Source organism: Cyclobacterium xiamenense (assembly GCF_042140265.1).
Classification (GTDB): Bacteria; Bacteroidota; Bacteroidia; order Cytophagales; family Cyclobacteriaceae; genus Cyclobacterium; species Cyclobacterium xiamenense_A.
The window spans coordinates 5424532-5450725 of sequence record NZ_CP159481.1; the positions used below are offsets into that span (position 1 = coordinate 5424532).

Annotated in this window: 25 protein-coding genes; 14 read left to right on the top strand and 11 right to left on the bottom strand. The window is 49.0% G+C overall.

Translation table 11 applies throughout. From position 1 onward, the window contains the following. Positions 1 to 26 precede the first annotated feature (26 nt). From ABWH99_RS22255 to ABWH99_RS22275, 5 genes are all read left to right on the top strand, one after another. The gene (locus tag ABWH99_RS22255) at positions 27 to 680 is read left to right on the top strand and encodes a DUF2490 domain-containing protein (RefSeq protein ID WP_375583968.1); all 654 of its coding nucleotides are present in this window, start codon (positions 27 to 29) and stop codon (positions 678 to 680) included. 925 nt (positions 681 to 1605) lie between these two features. After that, positions 1606 to 2700 (top strand): FIST signal transduction protein, encoded by a 1095-nt coding sequence (locus tag ABWH99_RS22260; RefSeq protein ID WP_375583969.1) that lies wholly within the window; start codon positions 1606 to 1608, stop codon positions 2698 to 2700. Beyond that, positions 2682 to 3152 carry a hypothetical protein gene (locus ABWH99_RS22265; RefSeq protein ID WP_375583970.1) on the top strand — a complete coding sequence of 157 codons (471 nt, stop codon included), beginning with the start codon at positions 2682 to 2684 and terminating at the stop codon, positions 3150 to 3152. The genes ABWH99_RS22260 and ABWH99_RS22265 overlap by 19 nt, the downstream gene beginning before the upstream one ends. Continuing rightward, positions 3077 to 6313, top strand: a complete 3237-nt coding sequence (locus ABWH99_RS22270; RefSeq protein ID WP_375583971.1) for a PAS domain S-box protein — start codon at positions 3077 to 3079, stop codon at positions 6311 to 6313. Before ABWH99_RS22265 ends, ABWH99_RS22270 begins: the two co-directional genes overlap by 76 nt. Positions 6314 to 6604: 291 nt before the next feature. After that, a complete protein-coding gene (locus ABWH99_RS22275; RefSeq protein ID WP_375583972.1) occupies positions 6605 to 8740 on the top strand; it encodes a PQQ-binding-like beta-propeller repeat protein in 2136 nt (711 codons plus the stop codon). Positions 8741 to 8957: 217 nt separating this feature from the next. Here ABWH99_RS22275 and ABWH99_RS22280 read toward each other — a convergent pair whose 3' ends face one another. The 11 genes from ABWH99_RS22280 to ABWH99_RS22330 form a co-directional block, all read right to left on the bottom strand. After that, on the bottom strand, positions 8958 to 10526 hold the full coding sequence (locus ABWH99_RS22280; RefSeq protein WP_375583973.1) for an alpha-L-arabinofuranosidase C-terminal domain-containing protein: 1569 nt from the start codon (positions 10524 to 10526) through the stop codon (positions 8958 to 8960). 217 nt (positions 10527 to 10743) lie between these two features. Continuing rightward, a complete protein-coding gene (locus ABWH99_RS22285) occupies positions 10744 to 11133 on the bottom strand; it encodes a hypothetical protein (protein ID WP_375583974.1) in 390 nt (129 codons plus the stop codon). A gap of 953 nt (positions 11134 to 12086) precedes the next feature. After that, a complete protein-coding gene (locus ABWH99_RS22290) occupies positions 12087 to 12227 on the bottom strand; it encodes a hypothetical protein (RefSeq protein ID WP_375583975.1) in 141 nt (46 codons plus the stop codon). 17 nt (positions 12228 to 12244) lie between these two features. Further along, on the bottom strand, positions 12245 to 12859 hold the full coding sequence (locus ABWH99_RS22295) for a hypothetical protein (protein ID WP_375583976.1): 615 nt from the start codon (positions 12857 to 12859) through the stop codon (positions 12245 to 12247). A gap of 84 nt (positions 12860 to 12943) precedes the next feature. After that, on the bottom strand, positions 12944 to 13525 hold the full coding sequence (locus ABWH99_RS22300) for a Crp/Fnr family transcriptional regulator (protein WP_375583977.1): 582 nt from the start codon (positions 13523 to 13525) through the stop codon (positions 12944 to 12946). A 229-nt stretch (positions 13526 to 13754) separates the two neighbouring features. Further along, complete coding sequence (locus tag ABWH99_RS22305; protein WP_375583978.1) at positions 13755 to 14090, bottom strand: hypothetical protein; 336 nt, start codon at positions 14088 to 14090, stop codon at positions 13755 to 13757. 299 nt (positions 14091 to 14389) lie between these two features. Then, the gene (locus tag ABWH99_RS22310; RefSeq protein WP_375583979.1) at positions 14390 to 15421 is read right to left on the bottom strand and encodes an alpha/beta fold hydrolase; all 1032 of its coding nucleotides are present in this window, start codon (positions 15419 to 15421) and stop codon (positions 14390 to 14392) included. Positions 15422 to 15544: 123 nt separating this feature from the next. Then, positions 15545 to 15970 carry a hypothetical protein gene (locus ABWH99_RS22315; RefSeq protein WP_375583980.1) on the bottom strand — a complete coding sequence of 142 codons (426 nt, stop codon included), beginning with the start codon at positions 15968 to 15970 and terminating at the stop codon, positions 15545 to 15547. Between the two features lie 6 nt (positions 15971 to 15976). Continuing rightward, positions 15977 to 16612, bottom strand: a complete 636-nt coding sequence (locus tag ABWH99_RS22320) for a hypothetical protein (RefSeq protein WP_375583981.1) — start codon at positions 16610 to 16612, stop codon at positions 15977 to 15979. An 88-nt stretch (positions 16613 to 16700) separates the two neighbouring features. After that, entirely contained in the window at positions 16701 to 17234 is a 534-nt protein-coding gene (locus ABWH99_RS22325; protein WP_375583982.1) for a Crp/Fnr family transcriptional regulator, read from the bottom strand. 569 nt (positions 17235 to 17803) lie between these two features. Then, positions 17804 to 18472, bottom strand: a complete 669-nt coding sequence (locus tag ABWH99_RS22330) for a DUF3784 domain-containing protein (protein ID WP_375583983.1) — start codon at positions 18470 to 18472, stop codon at positions 17804 to 17806. 244 nt (positions 18473 to 18716) lie between these two features. On the opposite strand from ABWH99_RS22330, the gene ABWH99_RS22335 reads away from it, so the two are divergent. From ABWH99_RS22335 to ABWH99_RS22375, 9 genes are all read left to right on the top strand, one after another. Beyond that, positions 18717 to 19205, top strand: coding sequence for an alcohol dehydrogenase catalytic domain-containing protein (locus ABWH99_RS22335; protein ID WP_375583984.1), 489 nt, complete (start codon positions 18717 to 18719; stop codon positions 19203 to 19205). A 77-nt stretch (positions 19206 to 19282) separates the two neighbouring features. Beyond that, complete coding sequence (locus ABWH99_RS22340; protein WP_375583985.1) at positions 19283 to 19411, top strand: hypothetical protein; 129 nt, start codon at positions 19283 to 19285, stop codon at positions 19409 to 19411. 139 nt (positions 19412 to 19550) lie between these two features. Then, a complete protein-coding gene (locus tag ABWH99_RS22345) occupies positions 19551 to 19703 on the top strand; it encodes a hypothetical protein (RefSeq protein WP_375583986.1) in 153 nt (50 codons plus the stop codon). A 122-nt stretch (positions 19704 to 19825) separates the two neighbouring features. Beyond that, the gene (locus ABWH99_RS22350; protein ID WP_375583987.1) at positions 19826 to 20320 is read left to right on the top strand and encodes an RNA polymerase sigma factor; all 495 of its coding nucleotides are present in this window, start codon (positions 19826 to 19828) and stop codon (positions 20318 to 20320) included. Then, complete coding sequence (locus tag ABWH99_RS22355) at positions 20304 to 20633, top strand: hypothetical protein (protein ID WP_375583988.1); 330 nt, start codon at positions 20304 to 20306, stop codon at positions 20631 to 20633. Before ABWH99_RS22350 ends, ABWH99_RS22355 begins: the two co-directional genes overlap by 17 nt. Positions 20634 to 20650: 17 nt before the next feature. Further along, positions 20651 to 21307, top strand: a complete 657-nt coding sequence (locus ABWH99_RS22360; protein WP_375583989.1) for a periplasmic heavy metal sensor — start codon at positions 20651 to 20653, stop codon at positions 21305 to 21307. A 204-nt stretch (positions 21308 to 21511) separates the two neighbouring features. Further along, a complete protein-coding gene (locus ABWH99_RS22365; RefSeq protein ID WP_375583990.1) occupies positions 21512 to 21940 on the top strand; it encodes a DUF1801 domain-containing protein in 429 nt (142 codons plus the stop codon). Positions 21941 to 22744: 804 nt separating this feature from the next. Further along, complete coding sequence (locus ABWH99_RS22370; protein ID WP_375583991.1) at positions 22745 to 25072, top strand: carbohydrate-binding protein; 2328 nt, start codon at positions 22745 to 22747, stop codon at positions 25070 to 25072. A 238-nt stretch (positions 25073 to 25310) separates the two neighbouring features. Beyond that, on the top strand, positions 25311 to 25844 hold the full coding sequence (locus ABWH99_RS22375; protein WP_375583992.1) for a DUF1003 domain-containing protein: 534 nt from the start codon (positions 25311 to 25313) through the stop codon (positions 25842 to 25844). Positions 25845 to 26194: the final 350 nt, after the last annotated feature.

A 26194-nucleotide genomic window follows, 5' to 3' on the forward strand; every position in this document is an offset into this window, starting at 1 on the left:
TGCCCCGATTCCAAACGAACGATACCATGAAACGTATTCTTTCCCTGCTGTTCCTACTACCGGTTTCCTTGCTGGCGCAAACAAGTGAGGTAGGAAACTGGATGATTTACTTTGGCAACAAAAAGATTTCTGACAAATGGAATTGGCACCACGAGGTTCAATACCGGAATTTCAATGCGATCGGAGATACCGAACAGTTGCTTCTCCGGACGGGGATCGGGTACAACCTGAGTGAAAATAACAACAATCTTCTGTTCGGATACGGCTTCATTTACAGTGAACCTTACCTGGGCGATACCGATGCCAAGACCCATTTTAACGAGCATCGCATCTACCAGCAATTCATCACCCGACAAACCACCGGACGCGTTTCCTTCCAACACCGGTACCGTTTTGAGCAACGTTTTTTTCAAGACGATACCAGGCTTCGGCTGCGCTATTTCTTGGGCATTACCCTGGCCCTCAATCGCAGCCAACTCCTGGATCACACCCTCTACCTTTCCACCTACAACGAGCTGTTTGTCACGACAACGCAACCCGTTTTTGACAGAAATCGATTGTATGGCGGATTAGGGTATCGCCTTTCAAAATACCTTCGGACCGAAATTGGCTTCATGAATCAACGAACTTCCAATCGGTCCAGAAATCAACTCAACCTAATTGCTTTTGTTAGTTTTTGAAGCCGATCAGAACCGGCCGGACACCATTCCAACAGTTCCCTGGGCACAAAAAAATAGGGGCTTGTAAGGCGATCGCAGACGCACTAACCTGCGCTGATAATCTCCCCTATCGGAGGCACAAAGGCTCCCCGTACCGGAACGCGTACTAGCAACGATTTTTGATGCGGGCGTTCCTCGAGTGGAACAAGTAGGCAATACGTTTTTCCCGAGTGCCGGTAGGATCTGTTTCCCGGAAAACGAAAGGTGTCGGACAAACGAACCGACAGCCAGCGCCCATCCCAGGCCGGTAGCGTCAAGTAGGTTCGTCTAAATCGTCAAACGCTTTTTACAGAATTTCCCCCGATGGGTTCGCGAGAAACGTGAAACGCGGGTATGGGGATTTCCGCCGGGCCACAGACCTGCCTTGTTACCGAAAAGGAGTAGCCAATTAAGGTACGGCCAACGAGACACCGATCCAAAATTTTCCCCGAGCTGGGAACCGGTCACCAAAAAAGGCAACCCAGCCGTGGAAAGGGGGGAAATAGTTCATCAACCATGTCGACCCAATTCTTGGTACCACTGATTCAGACAAGGAGCAAAATGCGCGAAAATAACGAAAAAGCCAGGTAGGAAGTTGATTGGCTGCCGTCTGGATTACCTGGATAAGGCAAAGCGTATCGCCCGGCGCAGCGCAGGGCTGGGGTCTTCGACGGCTTTGGAAATCACCCGAAGCCTACGCTTCGTAGGAAACAGGTCCAATAGATGACCGCTCCAACCAAAAAATTTTATAAAATCTACCGATAAACCGCTCGCATATAAATTATTATCTATAGTTTTTTAAAAAGCTGAAAGAAATTCCTTTTCTTGTAATGTAAAAATCTGAATGCAGGCATTCTGGAATAATTACTTTGGTAGCAGTGGATACAACCAAATCGAATAAACTGGCATGTATATTCCAACACAGGAGCAGCTTAAATCGGCGCTGATTCAGGGACAGCGAGACCCGAGCATTGCCTCCTATTTACTTTTTGTTGCGGCTGATAATTACCCCGAAAAGGCAACCCTGGAGGAGATCCTTGCCTTAAATGAGAAACCGCTGATTGGAGGCGTTTTCCCCGAAATCATCGGAGATGGAAAACGGTACCGCACCGGCTTTGCCCTTGTGCCACTGGAAGAGCGCTTACAGGTGGCTTGTTTCGAATCACCTCAGGGGACCGTTTCTACCGAAAAACTCTCCCGCTGGCTGGAAAAACAACCGGGTGAAGCGAAGAGTATTTTTTGTTTTGTCAACGCATTTTGGTCGGAGAAAGAAGCATTTCTACACGCGCTTTACGATGTCTTCGGTCCTTTTGTCACGTACCTGGGGGGCGGCGCGGGTTCCCTGGCCTTCAAATCCTTTCCTTGCATCCTTTCCAACCAACAAGTGATCGAGCAAGGTGCCGTTATCGGGCTCATGGATGAAACCATACAGTTAGGAGTCGCCCATGGGTGGCAAACGATCAGTGACCCGATCAAAGTGACTCAAACCAAAGGAAACACCATTGTCAGTCTTAACTGGAAACCTGCTTTTGATACCTACAAGGAACTGGTCGAAGCCCACTCCCAGCAACGGTTTAGCCCGGAAAACTTTTTTGACATTGCGCGCTCCTATCCACTCGGTCTGGTACGCCTCGACGACGAAATGATAGTCAGGGATCCCTATGCGACCGAAGAAGGCATGCTCCATGTCGTCGACGAGGTGCCCGAAGGGGAATACATCCGCATCATGCACGGTGATCTGAAGTCCCTGCTAAAAGGTGCCCGGGAGGCAGTAGCAGGCGCCGGAATTGAGCAAAAAGCCGAAGGAAATCAGGTTTGTTTTGACTGCATTTCCCGGGTACTGTTCATGCAAGCTGACTTTCAAAAAGAACTCACTTTTCTCAACCAAAACCATCCCATGAACGGTGCGCTAAGTATTGGTGAAATCGCCAATATTGGCAGTGCCTCCCTGGAATTGTTTAATAAAACGGTAGTTGTGGCACGATGGAAAAAGAAAAATTAAACATTCAGGTCCTCCTGGAAATCGCTTTAAATCAGCGAATTCAGGGCGAAATTGAAGATAGCCTGGGCAGGATATTGACCCTGTACCTGCGCAAATTGAACTGTTTTGCGGCAGCAATTTTTCAGGAAGATGCGTTGGTACGGGTACAGCCTCAAGCGATGCTCAAGCATAAAAACTGGCTGGAACAAGCGAAACAACTCCTGGCCGGGGTAGACCTCCCTTCTCAACAACCCGTTTCCAAGGTGCTGGACGACATCCACTGGTACGCAATCCCCCTCGATCGATACGGTTGTTTGATTTTGCTACGAAAGCAGGCGCTCGGCAGGGACATGCAGCGGGAGCTTGGGCGTGTTGCTTTCCAATTGGGCCGGGACCTTTGTCAGGCAAAAGAGGACAACGTCTGCGGCTGTTACAGGAACTCTTTGACAATTCTTCAGATGCGATACAAATAGCCGAGGAAAGCGGCAAACTTTACTACATCAACAAAGTGGCGGCGGAACGCCTGGGGATCGAAAAACAACAGGCACAGCGCTACCGCGTGGAGGATTTTGAGCTGGTCTTTGCGAACGAGCAAAATTGGAAACGCCACGTACAGGAGTTGGAAACCGGGGGCAAAATGATCCTGGAGGGCGTCAATGTCCATCAAAAAACCGGGGAAACTACTCCCGTAGAAGTCACCGCAACAACAACCCGCATCCGCGACAAAAGGTTTATTGTAGCCATCTCCCGGGATATCAGCGAACGAAAAAAACAAGAGAAGGCACTCAAGGAGTCGAACCAAAAATTGGCGAGCATCTTTAACGAGATGAGCGATGTGGTCTGGTCGGTTAAATTACCGGAAAACCAGGTCATCTTCATATCGCCCTCCGTTGAAAGCTTGTACGAGATTGCCCCGAGCGAGTGGATCGCAGACATCAGTTGTTGGGAAAAACTGATCTATCCAGAGGATCGGGGGGTGGTTACAGAAATACCCAAAGAACTGTCGGCCAGTGGGTCCTATTCGGTACGGTACCGGATTCTAACACCATCTGGCAAGACCAAATGGATTCGGAACAAAGGGAAACTAATTTTCGATGCGGAAAAAAAACCCATACGCCTGGATGGAGTAATGATGGACCGCACCCAACAGTACCAGGCCCAGGAATACCTGCAACAGGAACTTCGCCTGCAAGAAGTCCTGATTGATATTGCTACCACTTACATCAACCTCGACCTGACGCATTTGGGCACCACCATCCAGCAATCCCTGGAAAAAATGGGTCATTTTGTGTCCGCGGACCGGGCGTATATTTTCGACTATGACTTTAAAAATGGAACTACCTCAAACACCTACGAATGGTGTGCGGATGGAATAAATCCAGAGATAAACAATTTGCAGCAGATACCCGTCTCTTTGCTTCCAAACTGGGTGGAAGCCCACCAGAGAAACGAAGCCTTTTATGTCCCACGGATAGAGGACCTTGACGACGATAAGGACGGCGGCCTGAAATCCCTGCTCGAACCACAAAATATCAAAAGCCTCATCGCCATCCCCATGCTGGACGGCGAGGAATTGGTGGGCTTTGTGGGTTTTGATTCTGTAAAAAAGCACCACCAATACAGCGAAAAAGAGCAAAAGCTACTCTACCTCTTCGGGCAAATGCTGATCAATATCCGCAACCGGAAAAAATGGGGCATTCAGCTACAGGTTCAGGAAGAAAAATTCAGAAACCTGATCGCCAATATGAACCTGGGCTTATTAGAGGTAGACCTATCGGATCAGGTCATTTACGCCAACCAAAGTTTTTGCCAGATGTCAGGCTACGCATTAGACGAGCTGAAGGGGCGGCTGGCTACCAACCTCTTTTATCCAGCAGGCCAACAAGGTCGATTCAACCAGAAAAACCGGGAAAGCGAACAAGGGATCACTACGAGTTTTGAGGTAGAAATAAAAAACAAAACCGGGGAACCCAAATGGTGGTTCGTTAGCTGGGCACCCAATTACAACGACCAGGAACAGCTCATTGGAAGCATTGCCGTACACCTGGATATCACCGATCAGAAGCAATTGGAACAGGAATTGGCCAAAGCAAAATCCTTTGCGGAGTCCGCTGCCAAAGCGAAGGAGCTTTTTTTGGCCAACATGAGCCACGAAATCCGTACACCTCTCAACGTAATCATCGGGATGATACGGCAGCTAACTTCCGAAAACCTCAGCCCAAAACAGCTCGGCTACGTACTGCAGGCACAAACCTCCGCCAAGCACCTGCTTACCATCCTGAACAATATCCTGGACGTCGCAAAAATCGAATCGGGGGATTTGGAGATAATTCAAGCCGAATTCAGTCCGGCTGCTATGGCACAAAACGTGCATTCCATCCTCTTTTCGCAGGCCAAAGACAAATGCCTGGACTTTTCTCTGAAGGTGAGCCCAGCGGTACGTCCCGTATTAATCGGGGACGAAGTTCGCCTACGGCAGGTACTCATCAACCTTTTGGGAAATGCCATAAAATTTACGGAAAAGGGACAGATTGAACTGCGGATACAGGTTTTGGAGGAAACCGCTACCAGCCAAACCTTGCTGTTCGAAACGGCCGATACGGGTATTGGCATGTCCGATGACTTCGTTCGAAAGATATTTGATAAGTTTTCACAGGAGCAAAACACCTCCAACCGCAAGTTTGAAGGAACGGGGTTGGGAATGGCCATTTCACACGACCTGGTTCGACTCATGGGTAGTGAACTGCAGGTGAAAAGCAGGAAAAACGAAGGCACTCAATTTTCCTTTGTCCTCACGCTGCCAATCGGTGACCCCGCTAGCTTGGTGTCCCAAAACAAGGAAGCCAAGCCAGGCGCCTTTCTGGGGCGCAAAGCGCTGTTGGTCGAAGACAATGAAATGAACCGCTTTATCGCCATACAAAGCCTGGATTTTATGGGGTTCCAGACGACCGAGGCCGAAAATGGAAAAGTAGCCATTGAACATGTGAAAAACGAAACCTTCGACCTAATTTTAATGGATATCCAAATGCCCGTGATGGACGGAGTAGAGGCCACCGCCTACATTCGGGATCAACTGAAAGTGAACACGCCAATCCTGGCCCTTACCGCCAATGCCTTCCGACACGACATCGACTTGTACCTCCGTACCGGGATGAATGACTTTATCACCAAACCCTACGACGAGCAAGACTTTTTCAGAAAAATCGAGCTGGTATTACGGCAAAGCACAGCAGCAGACCCAACCCCTGAACCGGAAGGTATGGAAAGTGAAGAAAGCCTTGTGTCCGCGAAAAAGCCGGCCAAACCCCTCTACGATCTTTCCCAATTGGACGAAATTAGCAGGGGAAGTGAACAATTTATTCAAAAAATGTGCGAACTGTTTGTCTCCCTATCCGAGGAAATCACACAGGAAATGCAGCAAGCTCTGGAGCGGGGAGATTGGCAAAGCATTCAAAAATCCGCCCATAAAGTCAAGCCAAGCATTGACCAATTTGGGGTAGATTCCATCAAAAACACCGTTCGAGAGGTGGAAGACTACGTCGTCCGCAGCGACAACGAGGAGGAATTCAGAAACAAGGTGCGGTACATCATCGCTACCTTACAACAAGTAGCAGCAGCATTACCGAAACCGTAGCGAAGGCCCGGTCAATCAGCCTGTGTCCCGAGTATTTCTACCCTGTCCAAATTGGGACGGGTAGCTCACAAAATCCTGTGGTGAAGGGGGCCGGGGCTTTTTCGCAGCAGTCAAGGGAAGACGCGTGGAACCACTCCCTGATACTTCCTGCGCAAACGAGACCTGTTCATGCCCGGGCCGCGAAGCTCAGGCTCCAATCAAAATACAAAATTTCATTATTTCCGGATATTTCAGCATATTCGTAGGTAATCCGGCCACCCACTTGTTGACGGGACTGTAAAAACCATACACATGATCCAACGTATGCTCCTATCGATTCTCCGGTTTCAGGCACCTTTGCTCGTTCTCTTCCTGCTTGGAACCATTCACTGCACGCCCCGTCCCGGAGATCAGGACTGGGCCGAATACCTGGGTGGCCCCAACCGAAATCACTATTCTCCCCTGACCCAAATCAGCCCGGATAACATTGGACAACTGCAGGTGGCCTGGAGCTATGCGACAGGAGATAGTGGGCACATGCAGACCAATCCGCTGATTGTCGAAGGCGTATTATACGGGATGAGTGCTTCCCTACGCCCCTTTGCCCTGGATGCCGCCACCGGGCAGGAAATCTGGAAGCACGAACCTACAGAAAAAGAGGCCTTTAGCGCCTGCAGAGGCCTAAGCTACTGGAAGGCAGGCAGCGACGAGCGAATACTCTTTACCCGGGGAGAATGGCTTCATGCAGTGGATGCGCAGACGGGTAAGCCAATTCCGGGTTTTGGAACGGCCGGTAAGGTAAGCCTGAAAACCGGCCTTGGCCCGGCTGCCCGGGACAAGATGGTCCTATCCAACACACCCGGGACGATCTTTGAAGACCTGATCGTCATGCCGCTGCGGGTAGCGGAAGACCACCAGGCAGCAGCTGGACACATTCAGGCCTTTGACGTGCGGACAGGCGCCCTGGTATGGGTATTCCATACCATTCCGCATCCGGGAGAATACGGGTACGAAACATGGCCAGCCGATGTGTATAAAAACAAGGGAATTGGCGGCGCCAATAATTGGGCAGGCATGGCCGTAGATCGGGAACGCGGCATTTTGTACGTACCTACCGGCTCTGCTGCACCGGATTTTTACGGGGGTGACCGGCCCGGTACCAATTTGTTTGCCAATACCCTGCTGGCGTTGGAGGCTCGTACCGGCAAACGCATCTGGCATTACCAATTGGTCCACCACGACATCCTGGACATGGATTTGCCAGCTCCTCCCAATCTGATTACCGTGCAACACGCAGGAAGAAAAATTGATGCCGTGGCCCAGGTTACCAAACACGGCTACGTTTTCTTGTTTGACCGGGAGACAGGCGTACCCCTTTTTGAAATAGAAGAGGTAGCCGTGCCGCCTTCCACGATTCCCGGCGAACAGGCCTGGCCTACCCAGCCAATCCCCAGCCGACCACCTCCCTTCGCTCGGCAAGTGCTATTCGATTCCCTGATCAATCCAGCAGCCAACAATCGGGACGAACTCCTGGAAATACTCGGAAACTCCGGCTACCAGGGACCCTTTACCCCTCTGAACGAAAAAGGCATGCCGGTCTTTCCCGGTTTGAGTGGCGGTGCGATCTGGGGAGGAGCAGCAGCCGACACGGAAGGCATCCTGTATCTCAACAGTAACGAAATGGCCCGATACATGGGGATCGGTCCGAGTACCGCGCCCGAAATCCTGGACGCCATGGGGACCGGGCAGCGGCTGTACACACTCAATTGTGCACCTTGCCACGGCACCGACCGGAACGGTCATCCTCAAAGCGGCTACCCCTCACTTCGCGGATTGAGCGAGCGCAAAACGGCGAACGAAATTACGGACGTCCTTCAAGCCGGAAAAGGAATGATGCCGGCCTTTCCAGGACTGGCTGGGGGAGAAAAGGAAGCACTCATCAACTACCTGCTAACAGAAGCACAGATGAACGAGGCTTCTCAAGAACCCGGACTGGCAACCCAGGAAAACAGTCCCGAACTTCCTGCTTATGTGGTCAACCGTTACATGAAGTTTTTAGATGATCGGGGCTATCCCGCGGTACGACCGCCATGGGGTACCCTGTCTGCAATCGACATGAACTCCGGCGATTTCCGCTGGCAGGTACCCTTCGGAGATAACCCTGAAGGGATTGATCAGAGAAATTCCCCGGCTGGCACCGAGAGTTTTGGCGGGCCTTTGGTTACCGCAAGCGAGCTATTGTTTATCGCAGCTACCCGAGACGGAAAGTTACGGGCTTTCGATACCAACACCGGGGAATTGCTTTGGGAAACAGGTTTGCCTGCAGCTGCTTTTGCTACACCAAGTAGCTATTCGGTTAATGGAAAGCAATTCATTGTACTCGCCTGCGGAGGCGGACGGTTCAATACCCCCGTTGGAGACCAATACGTCGCCTTTGCACTCCCCTGACCAGGCTGCTTTCCCATCCCCCGGATCAAGGCTGGGGCAGCCTTATTTTACCGGCGGGCAGCGAACTGCCTTTTTCCAGGGATCCATTCCATGAGTAGACAATTGCCCACGCGTTGCTAACTTCGGGTCGGTTCGCGGCGAATCATCGGTTCGATTTCAGATTCGGAGTGTCCTAACGTGCCGTTTGCTTTTGAAACCCAGGCTTACTGCCACCGGGCTACTGTATGCGGATCTCTACTGCCGATACCGAGGCAGCCGGAAAGGTCCAGGTCCCATCAACAGGTGCCGCCTTTGTTTGTATTTGAAGTGGATCGGGCTCCCGGGCGATTACTTCGAACTCCGGATCGGCTGCCATCTCGTGCACCTTGATCGAGACTATCGTTGCTCCCTTTAGCGATAAGTTGGTTTTAACGGGTGAAGATCGATGGGTATTGACTACGTGAACAAATAATGTGTTCCCTTTTCTACTCGCTGTAACGTCCAGATAGGCTGGGGTTTGTGTGGTTTCGCAATAGTCCGTACCGCTGTACTTTCGGTAGAGTTTCATCACTTTCGCTACGGGCATCAGGAACGCTTCTCCATAAGATCTGGGAATGGGAATCATCAGGGCGTTGACTTGCCAACGGGTGCCACAGAAATCGGCCAGGGTTGCAATCTTGAGCAGGTCCCCGTGACGTTCGTGTAAATTTGCGATGCGGGCATAGGAAACACCGGTAGCCCAGGTGGACATCACCTCGTTTCGATTCCTCCCCGGGAAGCTGTAGTGACACTCGGTCAGGGCCATGGGCATTTGGTAGGGCTCTACCTGTTCCCGCATGGACAGTACCTTTTTCTCGTGAAACGCACAGGCATTCATCAGGTAGTCCCAGGTTCGGGCTGGATCTTTCCGGTAATCTATTCCTTTCAAGGGATGGTCTTGCTCCCTGCGGTAGGGGTTAAACATGTGGTGAAACGCCACGTAATCCAGGTGCTCTCCGGCCCGTTCGATCATATCTTTGGCCCAAAAGGTTTCTTCTCCGTCACCCCAACGTTGCAAACCGCCCCATCCGATCAATTTAATCGACGGATCCGCCCGAAGCATCTCCTTGCTAAACGCAATCGTCTTCCGAACGGCAATATCCCGATGAAAACGTTCTTTGGCATAGGAGGTTTCGTTACCGATTTGCCAGAAAGGGATTCGTAGGGGGTCGTCGATGCCATGCGCCTTTCGCAGCGCGTTGTCCGGATTGTTGCAATAGTCCACCCATTCGGCAGCTTCCCGGGCGGTGCCCCGCCGGTCGCTGCCCATACCGTCAATCGACCATCCGGGATTACCTTCTGATTCGAAATTTACACACATGAGCGGGTCGGCTCTTACCTGTCTGCAAAAGTCAACAAACTCTGCAGTACCCACCTGGTTTGATTCGTACCCTCCCCAGAGTAAATTTTGCATGGGGGTGCGGCTACTTCGCTTGCCGACTCCCTCTCGCCAGCGGTAATACGAACTGAATATACCACCGAACCGTACCATACTCGGTGCCAGGTCTCGGGTAGCTTCCACCACGTCCTCTCTCCAGGCCTGTTCGTTAAAATCCCACGCGGCCTCTACCGACCCGTCCGTGCGGCCCAGGGGTTCCATGAATTGCATGTACAAATAGGGGGATAGGGCAAACAGGGGTGCGGGATCAATTTCTATTCCCTGTTTTGCCTTAACGACAACGGATCTGGCGGACAAATCCGGATGGGTTGCTAATCCGGCTCCGGCGATCGTAGCGGATTTAATAAAGGTTCTTCGGTTGATATTCATGTTTGATAAGGGTCCTGGGCAACCTACAAAATAGGTTGAACGTTTGGCAGGCCGCTCACCTGCCATGTTAGGAAGCTACTAAAAAATCCAGAATTGTCAAAATCAGGCCACCGGAGCAGAAAAGAAACGGTGGCTTTTTTCAAAAACACACGAAACGCCACATGAGTATGGAATATCCCAGCCGCGGCATACGGCTATCTGTGTATTCCCGCCAATCCTAGGAGGTACCGCGAATATCCGCTATCCCTTTTTGGTACTCCAGATACACCAGGAGCAAAATAACGATAATCTCAGCAACGAAATACGTGATCCCTAAGCCACTTAGTTGCTCTCGGTAAACGAAGAGCAATGCAGCGGTTGCCAAACAATAGGAGATATTCGCCCAAATAATGACTCCGAGATACCGACTCAAACGGTGTTTTACAAGTAAATGGCTGCTCAGTGAAAATACCGCAAAGCCCAACGCGACGACCGAAAGCAGGTAAACGATCGATTTCGGCATCCCAAATAGCGGCTCGTACCGGGCGACTACCTGGCTCAGCAGGGTGGCGGTAATCAAGGCCCCTATTCCATCCAGCAGTAACAGATTTTTCGTAGTAATTGCCATGTCTTCTCGTTTGGTAAGCGTACACACAAAAGTAAACAAACAACTTGTATCAGCATTTGACTCATGTCAAAAAATCAGCTCGAATGCCGAATGCTACGTAAGGTCTCCTGCGTGATGCCCGGGTAAGAGGCGGTGTGTCCGAGACTAACGGCTTGAGTGATTCGGGCGCCACGGTTCAGCAAATGGTCCTAGCGTTCCCTGGCCGATAGAAATAACACCCCATCCAATCGTTTCACCAAAACCAGGTAAAGCTCTTGAGAAACCTTCCTCGCCAACCGCTCCAAAGCAGAAATTTTTTGCCAAAAAAGACGCCATCCCCTCCTAATCCATGCATGGAACCTCCCTTTCTTCCAGGGTTTCAATACCGTAGATGCCTTTCTCCTTCCGGAGTAGGTTGTCGACTGCACCCACCATTCCGTAGTGCATGGCAAAGTGAGCCCTGTCGTACTTACCCTCTTTAAAATCATACGGCCGGAGAATGCCGGACCTCGGGATAAAAAGGATACTTGCTCGTAGCGTTGGGCGGGTGGATGGTTTGCTTAGGGCGGTAGGGAACCGAAGTGAGAATCCCCGCAAAGGCTTCCACAATTTGTTTTACCAACTCTTCTACTTGGTGTTATTCGTCTACCGATTTCGTTTCTGGGCAGCCTCCTTTTGATTGCTGGGTAGGGGTAGGGAATGCTCCTGCCGCCGATTTGCGTAGCGCCTGTGTGCCATGGATCGATTGGCTCCCCTTCATAGGAGACGATGTTCGGCTATCTTTAGGCCATACCGGCCGTAGTAGCCGTCGAAATGCCATTTAACGGGAAAGACTTTCTTAATTCAATCGAATCTACGGCTCGAAATCAGGAAATCTCTTCATTTTCAGTACCGCGTCAGCCCCTGTTCCAATCGCTACTTCGACCCGAACGGACATAAAATCGCAGGATTCCCAAAACGATCCATGTACGCGATTACCTGACCCGGTAGCACAGGTTTCCATCGGCAGGATTTACCACCGACGCCCTCACCGGTATCAGGAGTTCGTTGGTTCCGCCGGTGGGATTGCCTGGGTGTTTCAATGGAAGTACGTCCGGAACCCGTGCAAGTTGCATACAACGGTTTTCATTCTCTAAAAATTAAATCCAAAATGCAATCCGGGTTCGCCAAATAGAAACTTGGACCATTGCTCGTCCTGCCGCCTGAATCCATCCGGCATTTTTGTATGAAAGGGGCGGTGGGTAATCGCAATAGACGGTTCGATAAAAAACCGATTGTCAAAGAGCTTGATCTGATAGCCCAGGCGATAAGTGGTGAACAATTGGAAGCCCTTGCCGATTTGCTGCCCTTCTTCGTCAAAGAAGTGTTGTCGGGCGCTCATGAGATGGACCCCGACATACAGGCCTTTCCACCAAAACCGTTGGTACACCAGGGCCATTCCGTATTCCCGGATGTATCCGGGAAAGGCGGTGTCGGGGTCTCCGTAGGCGCTGTTGGTTACAGGAATCCCTAATGGCCAGGCATATTTCCAGGTTTTTAGCTCCAGGGATAACACGTCCTTTGATGTCAGCCGGAAGCCAAGGTTAAGTTGCGCAAAATCGGGCGCATTGGTCTGAGCAAAATTCCCAAGCAGCGCGAAGGTACTTCCCACAAAATAGCGCCTTTCTTTTTCGGTAGTTTGGGCATTCCCGGTCAAATGAATCGTCATCAGGACGACCAGGCCCAGCCACAGTTTATTCGTTTGCATGTCCTCTCCATTTAGGTAAATCGATTGGACAAAAATAGGCGAGCGGACCGCCCAAACTCCTTCACTTAAGTTAAGAAAGGGGGCTCAATGTTTGTTTTTTTCGACAACTCTTGCCCGCAATCGACTCAAGGATTGCGGCTGAATCCCCAGAAAACTAGCCAACTGGTACTGGGGAACCCGTTGGATCAAATCGGGTCGTTTTTCCAGGAGATCGAGGTATCGTTGCTCCGGTGAGGAGGTTTTAAAGGTGTCGAAGTCCACTTGCTGTTTCACCAGCAATTCTTCGGATAAAACCCGGCACATCGTTTCGAACTCGGGGAATTTTTGAAATATTTCGGTTTCCATACTGGGATCGGAAACGGTAAAAATCGTGTCCTCCACGCAGGTAACCGCGTAGGTGGAGGGCTTGCCGTCCAGCACACAGGGAGGGGTCAACCCTTCCATTTCAGTAAAAAATGCCGTGGTCTTTTCCTCTCCATCTATCGTGTAAAACGTCCGGATACAACCCTTCAGCACAAAATACCCTTTTTTAGAAAGTTGTCCTTCTTTCAATAAAATCGTACCCTTTTTCGCCGAGCGAAAAAGGTCCAAATCGATCAGGGCCATTTTCTCTTCCTCCGTCAAGGCGATGTATTTACCGATAAAGTCAAACAGTACGTCTTCCATTTCTTGTCAAACTAGTGTGTCACATGTGAAATAAGGTCTCCATCCATAGCGATCCTGTGGGGAGCGATCGCTGGTATGGGGGTTTCCTGACCATCGGTCTTATGCATCTTCCGATAACCGCTACTTTTCCTACCGTTCTACGGAAAATTACGAATACAGGTCATCACTGCCGTCCAACCCATGCGCTCAACTGAGTCCATAAATGATCATTCCGGATTCGATTGGCCAGCTAAAAAGCGCCTTCCTCCGATCCTAATTGCTCCGATAATGCTCCTGCACAAACGTAGAAAAGCTTGTTTGGGTTCAGGCTTCGCTGCTCACACCTGGTTTTCCCGACCTTCTGATTTACGTTCCATGAATCGGCGTTCGCGTCCCAGGAATCAACGCCCAGGCCCTTGTAACCCGATACAACCGTTTCCTGCATAGCATTTCTTCGGCACTGTTCCCAGACCTCGTTCGTGCCTTCAACCACCCTCACTCCTTTCGCCTGATTTTGGTTGGCTTTTTTCGCAACAGCCAGGAGTACCGGCACTTTCCCGGTTAGCTGGAGCCAAAACTGCCACATTGGCCCATCCGGGCGTTTGATCTCGTTGTTCAACAGCGACCCTTCAAACAGGTAGCGTGCCAGCCGCTAGGCTCTCCCCCCGAATTGAATAACGCAATTTCTTTTGCTAGCACCGAGTCAACGCCCGGCAGAGGGAATGGAAAAGGAGGCAAAAACAGGTCATGTTTGCATTGCCTGCTTGCTCGGATGGTGTAGAAATCCATGGCAGCTAAGCTGCTCGATTATTCCGTCTGCCTGTGGTAGGCAATGTACTAACGCAAATCAAACCCGTATCGATTGCCATTGCAAAACCGGAGGGCTTAACTGCTTTTTTCTTTGACTATTTCACTGATGATTCGATTAAATTCTTCCGGTTCCTCTTCAGGTGGCTCGTGCCCCGAATTCTCAAACCAGATAAAGGCTTTTTCCTCAGCTGTCAAAGTCTCCAGATAAGCTTCTGCTACGCTGCCCGGCAGGTTCCAGTCGTGCCTGCCGGCCATGAAATACACCGGAATATCCAGGGATTGGATGGAAGACAGGTCGGTGTAAAACTGCTTCCCTCCTAACCGAGACGAGGTATAATTGTATGCCTCAAACCAATCGTATTCCTTGTAGTCGGGATAATAACTTTCTGCCTTCGCAATTTCATTTGCTATCTCCTCTTTGTAAATCGTTCCATTGTATTTCACCAATAACTCGTACTTACTCATGAAGCATTGCTGATCCGTTTTACATACCGAGGGATCCCTCTCCTCAATTCGTTTTATCTGGCGGAGGGCAGCGGTATCCTCTCGAGATACTGCTTGTTCTTTTATCCATTGCATGGACCGATCCCAATTATCCTGCGTATTGATTATCTGGGAAACACCGATATACGCATGGTAATCACCCGGATACTTCTCAGCTAGCTGTAGTCCAATCACGCTTCCGTACGAAAATCCCAGGAGGAATATTTTTTCGGTAGAAAATCTCTCCTTAAGGTATTGGGTCAGTTCGTGCGCATCGTTGATGAGGCTTTCCGTACTGAGTTTTTCAGGGTTGGGGTTGCGCAGGTAGGATTGGCCGCAGCCCGCCTGATCCCAGGAAACTACGATCATATCCCTAGCCAGGTCGGCATTGAAATACCGCAAATGGGGTGTTTGCGGCCAGCCGGGACCTCCGTGCAGAAAAAGCAAAACCGGTAAATCACTTGAACTTCCTGTCATTTCCACATATTGTTCTTCACCGCCTAATTCGATGAATAGTTTCTCCTGTACAGGTTCCGCACGGTCCATGCTTGTTTTTTGCCGGTCTTCTTTGTTTTGTGTTTGGCAGGCAAGTGCAATCGATACAATTAGCAGCAAGGGTCTCATCTTTTTTCTATTTCGTGGAGTTGTGTTACGTGTGCATTATACCTTCACCGGTAAGACATATCTCTGTGATTTGCCCTACACCGAAGGAAACACGGTGTTGCAAAATTGGCTACCATTTTGGACTTAGTCGGTTCGCTTTCTCTGCCGAATCAGGCCGAAGCCCAGGGACACTGTCCCCAAGGTCAATAGAGCAACACCAATGTACAAAATAAAAATCAGTTCGTTCGGTTCGGTTAGTCGCCTGCCGATGGCCGCAGCAAAAAACCCCATACTAATGGCTATCGCGGAGACCGGAAACGACAGGCGGGCAATCCATTTCCAAACCGTCGATAAGGTAGCCTGATCTGCCAGAAACTGCACCAATAGCGAAAAGATTACCAATACTCCGGCATGGGCGTGGCCGGCCCGAAACATTGATTTTTGAAACTCGGTCAGGTCCAATTGCGCTTGTTGTCCGCTTAGAACAGTGAGTAGAAAATACCCCCCGTACACGATGGTAGGAACAGAAAGTAATATGTACCCACTTATTTTTTTGGCTTCTGTGGTCATGACTTTTTAGTGGTTAACGATGATGGGTGCCTGATCAAGCTTGCTTTTGCTAAAGATATAAGCGGATTCTTCGTTTGTCATAAACGGTATCTCCCGACCGTTCTTTTCATGGATGAGTTCAACCGTTTCGGTGAGCAGCCCCGCTTCGTACTTGTTTTGCTGCGGAATCTTTAACTTCGTGTAAAGTATTCCTTTTTTTGGATTCGGTACAGGCAATGATGGCACAGCGTTTCGAAACGTTGGATCAGGTGTCCCGCTGCCGCTTCCAAGCGATGAATTGATCCTGGCATGCACCTTCCCATCAACAGGTTCCCCGTACATTATTTCAACGTTCATTGTCTGGTTTCTGTCTCCGGCTTTGTCGTCGTATTCGGGGTGAATACGGTATCTTGTTCTTACCGATTTCCACAGACCCTCGTACCGCTTTCGTACCACATTAAACCGGTAATCATACGGTTCGACCCGTTTCCATGCGTCATTTTCGCTGCGATACGCTTTGCTAATGCCGTTCCACATAAGGGTGCACGCATGATCGTCCAGGTGGATGGAGTCGTTTAGCGGTACGACTACCTGTTTTGGGGCGCCGCAATTTGCCGCTAGCATTGTCAGAATCGCTCCCATAAAAAGGAGTGCCTTTTTCATTTTTTTACAGTTTTTGGTGAAACATGTCCTCATTCACTGCAAACTTCCAAAGGTAAGTGGACGAAAAAATTGATACATGTTACAATCCTCATCCGTCTGAAACTTTTTTTCGCAAACGGCTCAAGCTCTCACGTTCCAGGCCTAGATAAGAAGCAATATGGTACAAGGGAATTCGGTTGAAAATATGTGGTTGATTTTTTAGTAGCTGGAGGTACCGTTGCTTCCCGTCCAAAAATAAAAAGCTCTCCACCCGCTGGGTAGTCAAGCTGTAGGACTTTTCTGCCATCAATCGCCCAAAGCGCTCCCAGTTTTGGGACTGATCGTACGCGTGCTGCAGGGCACTCACGTGGAAGGTGACGATCTCAGCCGCTTCCAATGCCTGAATGAAATAGCGACTCGGTTTTCCGTGCAGGGAGCTATCGTAATCTGTGACAAATTCATTTTCAAAGGTAAAATGCGTGTTGATTTCCTTCCCGTCCAAGAGGTAATAGGTTCTGAAACAGCCTCGATTGACAAACCCGATTTCCTGACAGATTTTCCCCTCCGTTAAAAAAAAGTCTTTGGCATCGTAGCGTTTTACCCGTACCTGCGCTTCAAAGAAGGAACAATCTTCTTCGTTCAAAAAAGCAACGTTTTTCAGCCAATTTTTAATTATAGCAACTCCTTCCATCGTTCCGTTTGGTTTGTTTTGAGCGGATTACCGCTTTGCCTTCGTTCGTAATTCCTCCATATAGGGACTGCATGCCGATTCGGGCAAATTACCGTTTCCAACCCCAAAGGATAGTCAGCGCTTCCTCAAGTAAGCATTCCACCTGAATTTCTTTAGGGGATAAATCCCGGCAAAAACGCCTTACCTTGACCTCCGTGAAACGGTTCCGAAGGGAAAGGGACAGTTGATGTTTCGGGCATTTCACCTCATGGACTACAAAATCAAGCTCAGGAAAAAGCCAACTCCCGGGAAGTCCTTCACGGCCATTTGATTTTTGATCGGGATTTTATTTCAGCGAAATCGACCGGTCCGATCCCTCCCCTCAGACCCTGTATGTATGTATAGCCCAAGCGTAGTTGGTGGATGGAAGGAGGGCCTTCCCTGATTTTCATGAAGAGACCCTGATACAAGCATCCTGTTCCCATGCAAAAGCCCCCTGACTTTCTACGAACAGCAAGCCGTGAAATGGGGCCGATCACGGGCTATTTTTCGTACGAAAGGGTGGGTAGTTTTTGCTTCATCTCCTCCACGATTTCTACGTTCGATTGATCTTTTGCCGAATAATATATTTTTTTTCCGTTGGTTTTTGTTACCAGTATAATCGGCTTGTTATCCGAATTAAGTATCAGTTTCACTGTTTCTCCATCTTTGGTCCCAAAATACCCTTTATTGATGGTTCCGAGAGCAAAGCCATTTTTCTTCAAAGCAATAGGGGGCAATTGGTTTACCAATCGGACCGTTTGAATTTCTTCGATCCCCAGCTTCTCCCCGTAACTTCCGTTGAAAGAGACGCTTGTTGAATCCACGACTAGTTTGTTTTCTTTAAACCCAGCAGCCAACAGCCCCATAACAAGGAGTAGGCTTGCTCCCAGGATACCTACCGCAACTTTATTCCATTTTTTGCTTTGTCCTTTTGAAAAGCGGGAACTTGTGGCGGTGAAATAGATATAAGCGATGATCGGATAAAACGCTAAAAACACACCGCCTGCATTTTCGCTGACAAAAAAGTACAGAGCGATCCCACCTATCAAAAACGATATGCCAAGAAAAAGATGAAAGTTTCGGAAGTACGGTACATACGCCTGGATGTCTACTTTTTTCCTATCCTCTTCGCTCATCGTATTGTACCCCGAAAGAAAGGTATCGCGCATTTTTTTCCGTGACAATAAACGCGATGGAAATGAAAAACAAACTCATCCCAATCAGTACATAGATCATATGAATATTTTTTTGTTGTCTGGTCTCTGCTAGCTGTTTTCAAGAGGACCTAAGACCTTGAAAAACAAGCACCTTTAAAAATACAAAAGGAACTGAAAAAAACAAAAATACTTTTAGGTGGATTGCGGATATGTATAGTTACTTGTAATGTTGAGCCGCGCAGAGAATTCCGACACGATGAAAGCAGCCCGGTTTGTGAAACACGGATCGCCAAAAGAAGCGCTTGAAATCACAACCGTACCTACCCCGGCACCCAGAGCGGGCCAGGTATTGGTTCGGGTAATAGCTACGGCCATCAACAATTCCGATTGGAGCCCGGTACGAGGCAAACCCTACCTGTACCGACCGCTTTTTGACTGGCTTTTACCCAAAGTGGAAATTCCCGGAATGGAATTGGCTGGAATTATGCAATCTGTCGCATCAGGTGTGACAACATTTACGGCTGGAGGGACTGTGTTCGGGGATATTTCGGAGCATGGCTTTGGAACCTTAGCAAAATACGTCTCCGTTGATGCAAATGCCCTGCTAAAAAAACCGGTCGGCCTTTCTTTCGAAGAAGCCAGGGAAATTCCCCATGCATTGGGTCTTGCCGCGCAAGGGCTCCAGGACCTGGGAAAATTAACAAGGGAAAGAAAATCCGAATCAATGGCGGAGTCGGAGGAGTAGGCAACCTGGCTGTTCAAGGGGCCAGGCTGGAAGATTGTGTGGTTACTGGAGTTGATTCCGAAAAAAAACTTGAACGCATGAAGTCAATCGGGTTTGATCATCTCATCGATTTCAAAAAAACCAATTTCACCAAAACAGGGGATACCTGCGCGCTACTCCTGGATTGCAAGACTAACCAATACCGCTATACCCCTGGTCTTACGTAAGGGCGCTGCGGCCGTAGGGGAGGTACCTATCAATCGGCGGCAAACCAGGCAGTTTGATGCAACTGCTCCTCTTGGTAAAATACGGAACCTGTTTTCCGTAAAAAAACGACACATCCTGAGCTTAAAACCCAATAAACAGGTGGGTTATTTTCTGGGTCTGGTCAGTCAGAAGAGAATAAAGATGCAGGTGGACGGGCCCTATCCATTCGAAAATATTCCAAGACTTATTGCCTATTTCGGAGTAGGGAAGCATCAGGGGAAAGTGGTGGTCAGGCCGGGAAATGCTGAATAATCGCTAAAAACCCCGATCCTGGCATGCGATTGCCTAATCGGTAAAAAAAATTCGCCTATTTTTCAGCATATTTCTCCCTTTGGGTCATATGACCGGCTCCAAAATGACACCAATAGGCAACCATGACAAGAAGCCAACTTGAAACACTCGTAAAATCCCTCCATAAGGATGCGTTTCTATGGGCAAGGCAATGCTGCGGCTTTGACGGGGAAATGGCCGGTGATGTTCTGCAACATGTTTACCTCAAAATACTGGAAGGGAAGGCAACTTTCCACCACCAATCGGCAGCAAAAACCTGGTTATTCTCTGTCATCCGATACACCTCCCTGGAATGGATGCGAAAACACCCCGCTGAAAATTCGCTACCGGAGATCATTGAAATAGAAGACCAAGCAGCAGAACAGCAGGAGCAGGTTTCTCACGAAGCACTTATACAATTGCTTCCCGAGAGACAAAAGGAGGTACTACTGTTGGTTTTCTACCATGGCCTTAGCCTGGAAAAAGCAGCCCGTATCATGCAGGTCAGCCTGGGAACAGCCCGTACCCATTACGATCGCGGAAAGAAAAAGCTAAAGTGTTTGATACTAAAACAACGAGAACATGAAGAAAGCCAATGAATTTACGGATGCCGTGCTGGAAGACTTCTTCGCCTCCTACAAAAGGCAGGAGCAACAGCTACCGATTCCGGAATTTCCAGAACCACGCAAAGGAATAAAAAAAAGCAAGCTGGCCATTTTAGGGATAGCAGCTTCCATTCTTATCGGTTTTTTCTATATAGAAAACAGCAGGGAGGAAATCACGCTTGTCCAGGATGTATTGGTTATTTCCCTGGAAAAGAACGAGGAACAGGATCCAATCATTGTCGTGACAACGACCACTTCCATGGATATCTGGGAATCTCCTACCGCATCCCTTTTAACTGAATTTTAACGCAACCAATGTATCCTATGAAAACCGTATTCGTATTGCTTCTGCTCCTACTGGGTAATTTCTCGCATGCCCAGGACTTGTTTCAAAATCACCTGTATGCGGCAGAGCTGGTCATGAGCCATCGCGATAAAATTGATCTCACCGATCAACAGGCCAAGAAAATAAAGGAAATCCATAGCAAAAATGCAGGCGAATTCAGCACCCTTAAGTGGGACCTGGAAGAAGCGACCTCCGAGTTAAAAGCCCTGATGGAAAACACCAAAGTCAATATGGGTGCAGTTGAAAAGCAAATGGACCGGGTACTGGCCCTGGAAAATCAACTGAAAAAACTGCAGCTTTCCACACTCGTGGCCATTAAAAATGAACTAAACGAGGCGCAACAGCAGGAGCTGGATAAGGCCAGGTCGCGGGAAGGAGCCATAAACGTAATCGGATACGGTTCCAACCAAACCGCCAATAAAAACCAATCCATCCGCATCGTGGATAGCAATACAGGCAAGGATAACCCACTCTTTCTCCTGTTCGAAGATGGAAAAGAAAAAATAGTCGAAAATCTGGATGCCATACATCCGGATTCTATCGAAAGCGTTTCGGTCCTAAAAGGACCAGCTGCACTTAAAAAATACGGAGAGAAAGGGAGAAACGGGGTCGTGGTTATTACCTTGAAGCAATAAACCAATCAACCCCCATTCTTCCCTGAGTAATAACCGGGTAAAAATGTGATTTATTCGCTACCTTTACACTGATGATCGTTGACCGGCAACGCGTTCCAACCGCTGAACCGAACGGAACCGATTAACGGCATTGAAAGGGTTACAAAAAAAAAGCCATTCAATAGGCAGTTTTACGTCTACCCTCCAGCAACCAAAAAACAGCCCATGGGAAAGCTAGCGCGGAAAACAAACCCTAAGGTAAAGGAGCGATTCGCCCGATATCCCGAGGCCGTTCGGGATAAAATGACTTTTTTACGGAAATTGGTTATCGAAACAGCCGAAGAAACCGAAGGGGTAGACCAACTTGAAGAGACGTTAAAATGGGGAGAACCAAGCTTCCTGACAAAAAATGGCAGTACCATCCGAATGGATTGGAAAGCAAAAGCACCGGAACACTATGCGCTGTATTTTCAATGCACAAGCCGTCTGGTGGACACCTTTCGACTGGTATTTAACGATACCTTCCAATACGAGGATAACCGGGCCATTGTGTTTCGGTTGAACCAACCAATTCCGGTACTGGAGCTTAAAGAATGCATCAAAGCGGCTTTACGGTACCACAAGGTCAAAGACCAACTGACATTGGGGATTTGAGAGTGAATGCAAGCTGGTTTCTTTCTGTACGTTGCAAAACACAGGCCGATACACCCATTCAGGTCGGTACCCCTCCTTCACAGCCTGATAAATCACTCAACTGACCGTAGTCTTCTTCACTTCTGGTTCATTTAGACGATCGCAGTCCATTTGTTCTGAGGCAAGGGGAGAAGCCGGTTATATACCCCCGGAAAGCGACGGTCACATCCGCGGGCTGGGTTTTCGCGATCAACAAGGAGCTTAGCAACGATGACTGATAATCCATGCACGGTTTGGTCAGCCTGGTGGCAGCTGGCGAAAGTGGTGGATTAGCCGCAAGGGTTGGGCAATTTTCAGACCTGTTTTACGCGAGCATCGGTTCGGACACTGCCGCCTACCGTTCATGGATCCGCAATCTACTCCATTCTGCTATCAATTCGTAACGACCGGTTTGGTCAATAAAGCTATACACAATCTTGTTCACGCTGAAACCAACGGAAGGTGCCGTAGAAAACAACTACCCTGAATCCACCTTCCCTAACATCGGCACTTTGCCGAAACCTTTGGCGCTCAGAAATATCAGTAGTCAGGCATGAGGGTGCTGGTAATTATGCCTGGCAGGTGGAAAAACAGTGAATGCTGGGGTAAGGCGGGATGTATTGAGAAAGAGACAGCACGAACGCTTCCTTTGCTGGATGGCGTTACCCAGCTTCCGAATTTGAAAAATGTCCAAGAAAAAACCCTCTTTTTTCTTCGACTATTTTGCCTTATATTTGGATGAAAAACAAATTAATTACTATTAATCGCAATTTAAATAGTTTAAAAATGCGAAAAGCCGTACTTCTCCAATTACACATTCTATTGCTTGTGGTATCGGGTAACGTAAAGGGCATACCGCATGACCCCTTTAGATTTAATTCCGACATACCGGGTGAGATAGAAAGTCGAACACCAAATGCCGGTGATTTTTTTAGCACATTGATAACGAATGGTGAGACGGCGCACGATTTACGTTTCACAGAAACAGCTTCCGATTGGAATCGGTCTGCGCCTTTCAAAGCCGAACCTGAAGCTTCCAAACCCATGATTCAGGAGGCATTCACTTCATTTGATCCGTATGCCGGTATTCAGGCCGTGGATTTTTCCGGTCAACGTGGAATACAGCCCAGCAACCTGGGCAAAGCCGTCGGGTATATCAACGACGGAGACTACATCCGGTTTGATCAGGTGGCTTTCGGTCGAGGCCCGCTGACCGGACAGATCATCGCTTCCAGCAATACCGCCGGTGGTACCATCGAATTCAGGACCGGTAGCCCAAGCGGTACCCTTATCGCTAGGGCTGAAATTTCCACTACCGGTGGGTGGAGAAAATTTGCGCCCTTTGACATCATGGTGACCGAACCGGAAAGCTACAGCGACGGAACCTTCTTCCTGGGCGATCAAACCCTCTTCCTGGTTTTTAAGGGTGCTGCTTCGGGATACCTGCTCGATGTGGATAGCTTTTCTTTCGAAAGCGCCGACGTGATAGTGGAGGAGTTGAGCTTTATGAATTGTCCCTCCCAGCCCTTGACGGTCGGTGAAACCATCGACCTCGAAGTCCTTTTTTCTCCGACGAACACTACGAATCAATTTGTTGCCTTTACCGCAAGCGATGGTACAAGCGTCGACTACATTACGGGAGAATTCACTGCGACTGCACCGGGGGAAGTCACGGTCACCGCTACGAGTTTTAGCGACGGTTCGGTTTTCGCAGTTTGCACGATAACCGTTCAGGAGCCGTCCACTTCATTTGATCCGTATGCCGGTATTCAGGCCCTGGATTTTTCCGGTCAACGTGGAATACAGCCCAGCAACCTGGGCAAAGCCGTTGGCTATATCAACGACGGAGACTACATCCGGTTTGATCAGGTGGCTTTCGGTCGAGGCCCGCTGACCGGGCAGATCATCGCTTCCAGCAATACCGCCGGTGGTACCATCGAATTCAGGACCGGTAGCCCAAGCGGTACCCTTATCGCTAGGGCTGAAATTTCCACTACCGGTGGGTGGAGAAAATTTGCGCCCTTCGACATCATGGTGACCGAACCGGAAAGCTACAGCGACGGAACCGTCTTCCTGGGCGATCAAACCCTCTTCCTGGTTTTTAAGGGTGCTGCTTCGGAATACCTGCTCGATGTGGATAGCTTTTCTTTTGAAAGCGCTGACGTGATAGTGGAGGAGTTGAGCTTTATGAATTGTCCCTCCCAGCCCTTGACGGTCGGTGAAACCATCGACCTCGAAGTCCTTTTTTCTCCGACGAACACTACGAATCAATTTGTTGCCTTTACCGCAAGCGATGGTACAAGCGTCGACTACATTACGGGAGAATTCACTGCGACTGCACCGGGGGAAGTCACGGTCACCGCTACGAGTTTTAGCGACGGTTCGGTTTTCGCAGTTTGCACGATAACCGTTCAGGAGCCGTCCACTTCATTTGATCCGTATGCCGGTATTCAGGCCCTGGATTTTTCCGGTCAACGTGGAATACAGCCCAGCAACCTGGGCAAAGCCGTTGGCTATATCAACGACGGAGACTACATCCGGTTTGATCAGGTGGCTTTCGGTCGAGGCCCGCTGACCGGGCAGATCATCGCTTCCAGCAATACCGCCGGTGGTACCATCGAATTCAGGACCGGTAGCCCAAGCGGTACCCTTATCGCAAGGGCTGAAATTTCCACTACCGGTGGGTGGAGAAAATTTGCGCCCTTCGACATCATGGTGACCGAACCGGAAAGCTACAGCGACGGAACCGTCTTCCTGGGCGATCAGACCCTCTTCCTGGTTTTTAAGGGTGCTGCTTCGGGATACCTTTTCGATGTGGATAGCTTTTCTTTCGAAAAGACAAAGACGGTAAGCCCATCGAAAAGCTCAGCCAAAGAATTTGTCATTTTCCCTAACCCTGCGGCTTCCGGAACGCTAAGCGTCTCCATTGGGGCTTTGCAGCCTGAGGAAGTAGATCACGTACACATCTACACGCTCGATGGTGAGAAAATCATGTCTCGGGAAGTCAGGCAATCTGTTACCCAATTGGACATAAGCGGTGTACTTCCAGGATACTACCTGATGGTTATCGAGGGCCGATATGTCGGTGCCCAAAGTCTTTTTCGCGTGAAATAGATTTAGCGACGGATAGGTGTGCCGCACGGCGGAAGAATACCACCCTTCGGTTCAGTTTTCCGGTCAGAAAACGAAAGCTTATTTCCTGCCGCCATGCTCTGAAACTCTTTGCTAGAAACACTATCTTTGGTAGAAAACAGCTGCTGGCAACCCTGCCCCTCTTGTCTTACCTGTCAGCAAGCAAAAATTTTGAGATGCATTGAAACAACCACTACCGTAAATTCAAAAAAAAACGAACATGGAAAAAGAAATCGACAACCTACTCACAGCGAAAACGGCTCAAATCAAGAAGCTTCAGGACATCGTGAAAAAAGCCATCGAAGATGAAAAACTGATCACTACCAACTTGCTGAACCCTCCAAAGGAAATGCTAACAAAAGGGGAGAGCATCTCCGATAATGTGGCAAAGTTTGGGGGCAGCTGGTCGTTTATCATCTCGTTCTTTCTACTTCTGGCGGCTTGGATACTTTTTAACAGCCTGTCTCCGGTACAGAGCATCTTTGACCCCTACCCCTTCATATTGATGAACCTTATTCTCTCTTGTATTGCTGCCTTACAAGCCCCTGTAATCATGATGAGTCAAAACCGGCAAGAAGAAAAAGATAGAAAACGGGCAGAGAACGACTACCTTATTAATCTAAAGGCAGAGTTAGAGATAAACGCACTAAATCAGAAAATTGACCTTATCATTGAAGAACAAATACAATCATTAATGGATAGTCAGGCTGCACAGTTGGAACTTTTAAAAAAAATCGAAAAAAAACGTCGGTAATAAGCGGTGTTCACCAGGTGGTTGCTTAACTATAAATTCCATTTTCCAATAAGGTGGCGTTTTCTTCGATTTCTTTTCAGGCTGCAAAACTACCCGATAAACCTGCCCTACCCAAGGGGTACCTACTGTGGTCAAATGTCTCTATGAGAAGATTAGAACCAAACCAAAAACTTTACCGGGCTTCTGTGCCCGACAGCAAAAAAATCGGTATTCTCCGAAGAAATTTGTTCCTACTTGCTTTAAAATCAACTAACGAGCACCTATACTGCTGCGGTCACCCTGCTAAAAAAATTGCCTGAACGAAAATAACAGGAATCTGAAGGCAATAATCCTGAATACTGTCGACAGAG

What these genes read in the sequence shown, in the direction of transcription:
- ABWH99_RS22255 (WP_375583968.1), top strand. Translation starts at nt 27, where the DNA reads ATGAAACGTATTCTTTCCCTGCTGTTCCTACTACCGGTTTCCTTGCTG.
- ABWH99_RS22260 (WP_375583969.1), top strand. Translation starts at nt 1,606, where the DNA reads ATGTATATTCCAACACAGGAGCAGCTTAAATCGGCGCTGATTCAGGGA.
- ABWH99_RS22265 (WP_375583970.1), top strand. Translation starts at nt 2,682, where the DNA reads ATGGAAAAAGAAAAATTAAACATTCAGGTCCTCCTGGAAATCGCTTTA.
- ABWH99_RS22275 (WP_375583972.1), top strand. Translation starts at nt 6,605, where the DNA reads ATGATCCAACGTATGCTCCTATCGATTCTCCGGTTTCAGGCACCTTTG.
- ABWH99_RS22280 (WP_375583973.1), bottom strand. Translation starts at nt 10,526, where the DNA reads ATGAATATCAACCGAAGAACCTTTATTAAATCCGCTACGATCGCCGGA.
- ABWH99_RS22285 (WP_375583974.1), bottom strand. Translation starts at nt 11,133, where the DNA reads ATGGCAATTACTACGAAAAATCTGTTACTGCTGGATGGAATAGGGGCC.
- ABWH99_RS22290 (WP_375583975.1), bottom strand. Translation starts at nt 12,227, where the DNA reads ATGCAACTTGCACGGGTTCCGGACGTACTTCCATTGAAACACCCAGGC.
- ABWH99_RS22295 (WP_375583976.1), bottom strand. Translation starts at nt 12,859, where the DNA reads ATGCAAACGAATAAACTGTGGCTGGGCCTGGTCGTCCTGATGACGATT.
- ABWH99_RS22300 (WP_375583977.1), bottom strand. Translation starts at nt 13,525, where the DNA reads ATGGAAGACGTACTGTTTGACTTTATCGGTAAATACATCGCCTTGACG.
- ABWH99_RS22305 (WP_375583978.1), bottom strand. Translation starts at nt 14,090, where the DNA reads ATGTGGCAGTTTTGGCTCCAGCTAACCGGGAAAGTGCCGGTACTCCTG.
- ABWH99_RS22310 (WP_375583979.1), bottom strand. Translation starts at nt 15,421, where the DNA reads ATGAGACCCTTGCTGCTAATTGTATCGATTGCACTTGCCTGCCAAACA.
- ABWH99_RS22315 (WP_375583980.1), bottom strand. Translation starts at nt 15,970, where the DNA reads ATGACCACAGAAGCCAAAAAAATAAGTGGGTACATATTACTTTCTGTT.
- ABWH99_RS22320 (WP_375583981.1), bottom strand. Translation starts at nt 16,612, where the DNA reads ATGAAAAAGGCACTCCTTTTTATGGGAGCGATTCTGACAATGCTAGCG.
- ABWH99_RS22330 (WP_375583983.1), bottom strand. Translation starts at nt 18,472, where the DNA reads ATGCGCGATACCTTTCTTTCGGGGTACAATACGATGAGCGAAGAGGAT.
- ABWH99_RS22335 (WP_375583984.1), top strand. Translation starts at nt 18,717, where the DNA reads ATGAAAGCAGCCCGGTTTGTGAAACACGGATCGCCAAAAGAAGCGCTT.
- ABWH99_RS22340 (WP_375583985.1), top strand. Translation starts at nt 19,283, where the DNA reads ATGAAGTCAATCGGGTTTGATCATCTCATCGATTTCAAAAAAACCAAT.
- ABWH99_RS22350 (WP_375583987.1), top strand. Translation starts at nt 19,826, where the DNA reads ATGACAAGAAGCCAACTTGAAACACTCGTAAAATCCCTCCATAAGGAT.
- ABWH99_RS22355 (WP_375583988.1), top strand. Translation starts at nt 20,304, where the DNA reads ATGAAGAAAGCCAATGAATTTACGGATGCCGTGCTGGAAGACTTCTTC.
- ABWH99_RS22360 (WP_375583989.1), top strand. Translation starts at nt 20,651, where the DNA reads ATGAAAACCGTATTCGTATTGCTTCTGCTCCTACTGGGTAATTTCTCG.
- ABWH99_RS22365 (WP_375583990.1), top strand. Translation starts at nt 21,512, where the DNA reads ATGGGAAAGCTAGCGCGGAAAACAAACCCTAAGGTAAAGGAGCGATTC.
- ABWH99_RS22370 (WP_375583991.1), top strand. Translation starts at nt 22,745, where the DNA reads ATGCGAAAAGCCGTACTTCTCCAATTACACATTCTATTGCTTGTGGTA.
- ABWH99_RS22375 (WP_375583992.1), top strand. Translation starts at nt 25,311, where the DNA reads ATGGAAAAAGAAATCGACAACCTACTCACAGCGAAAACGGCTCAAATC.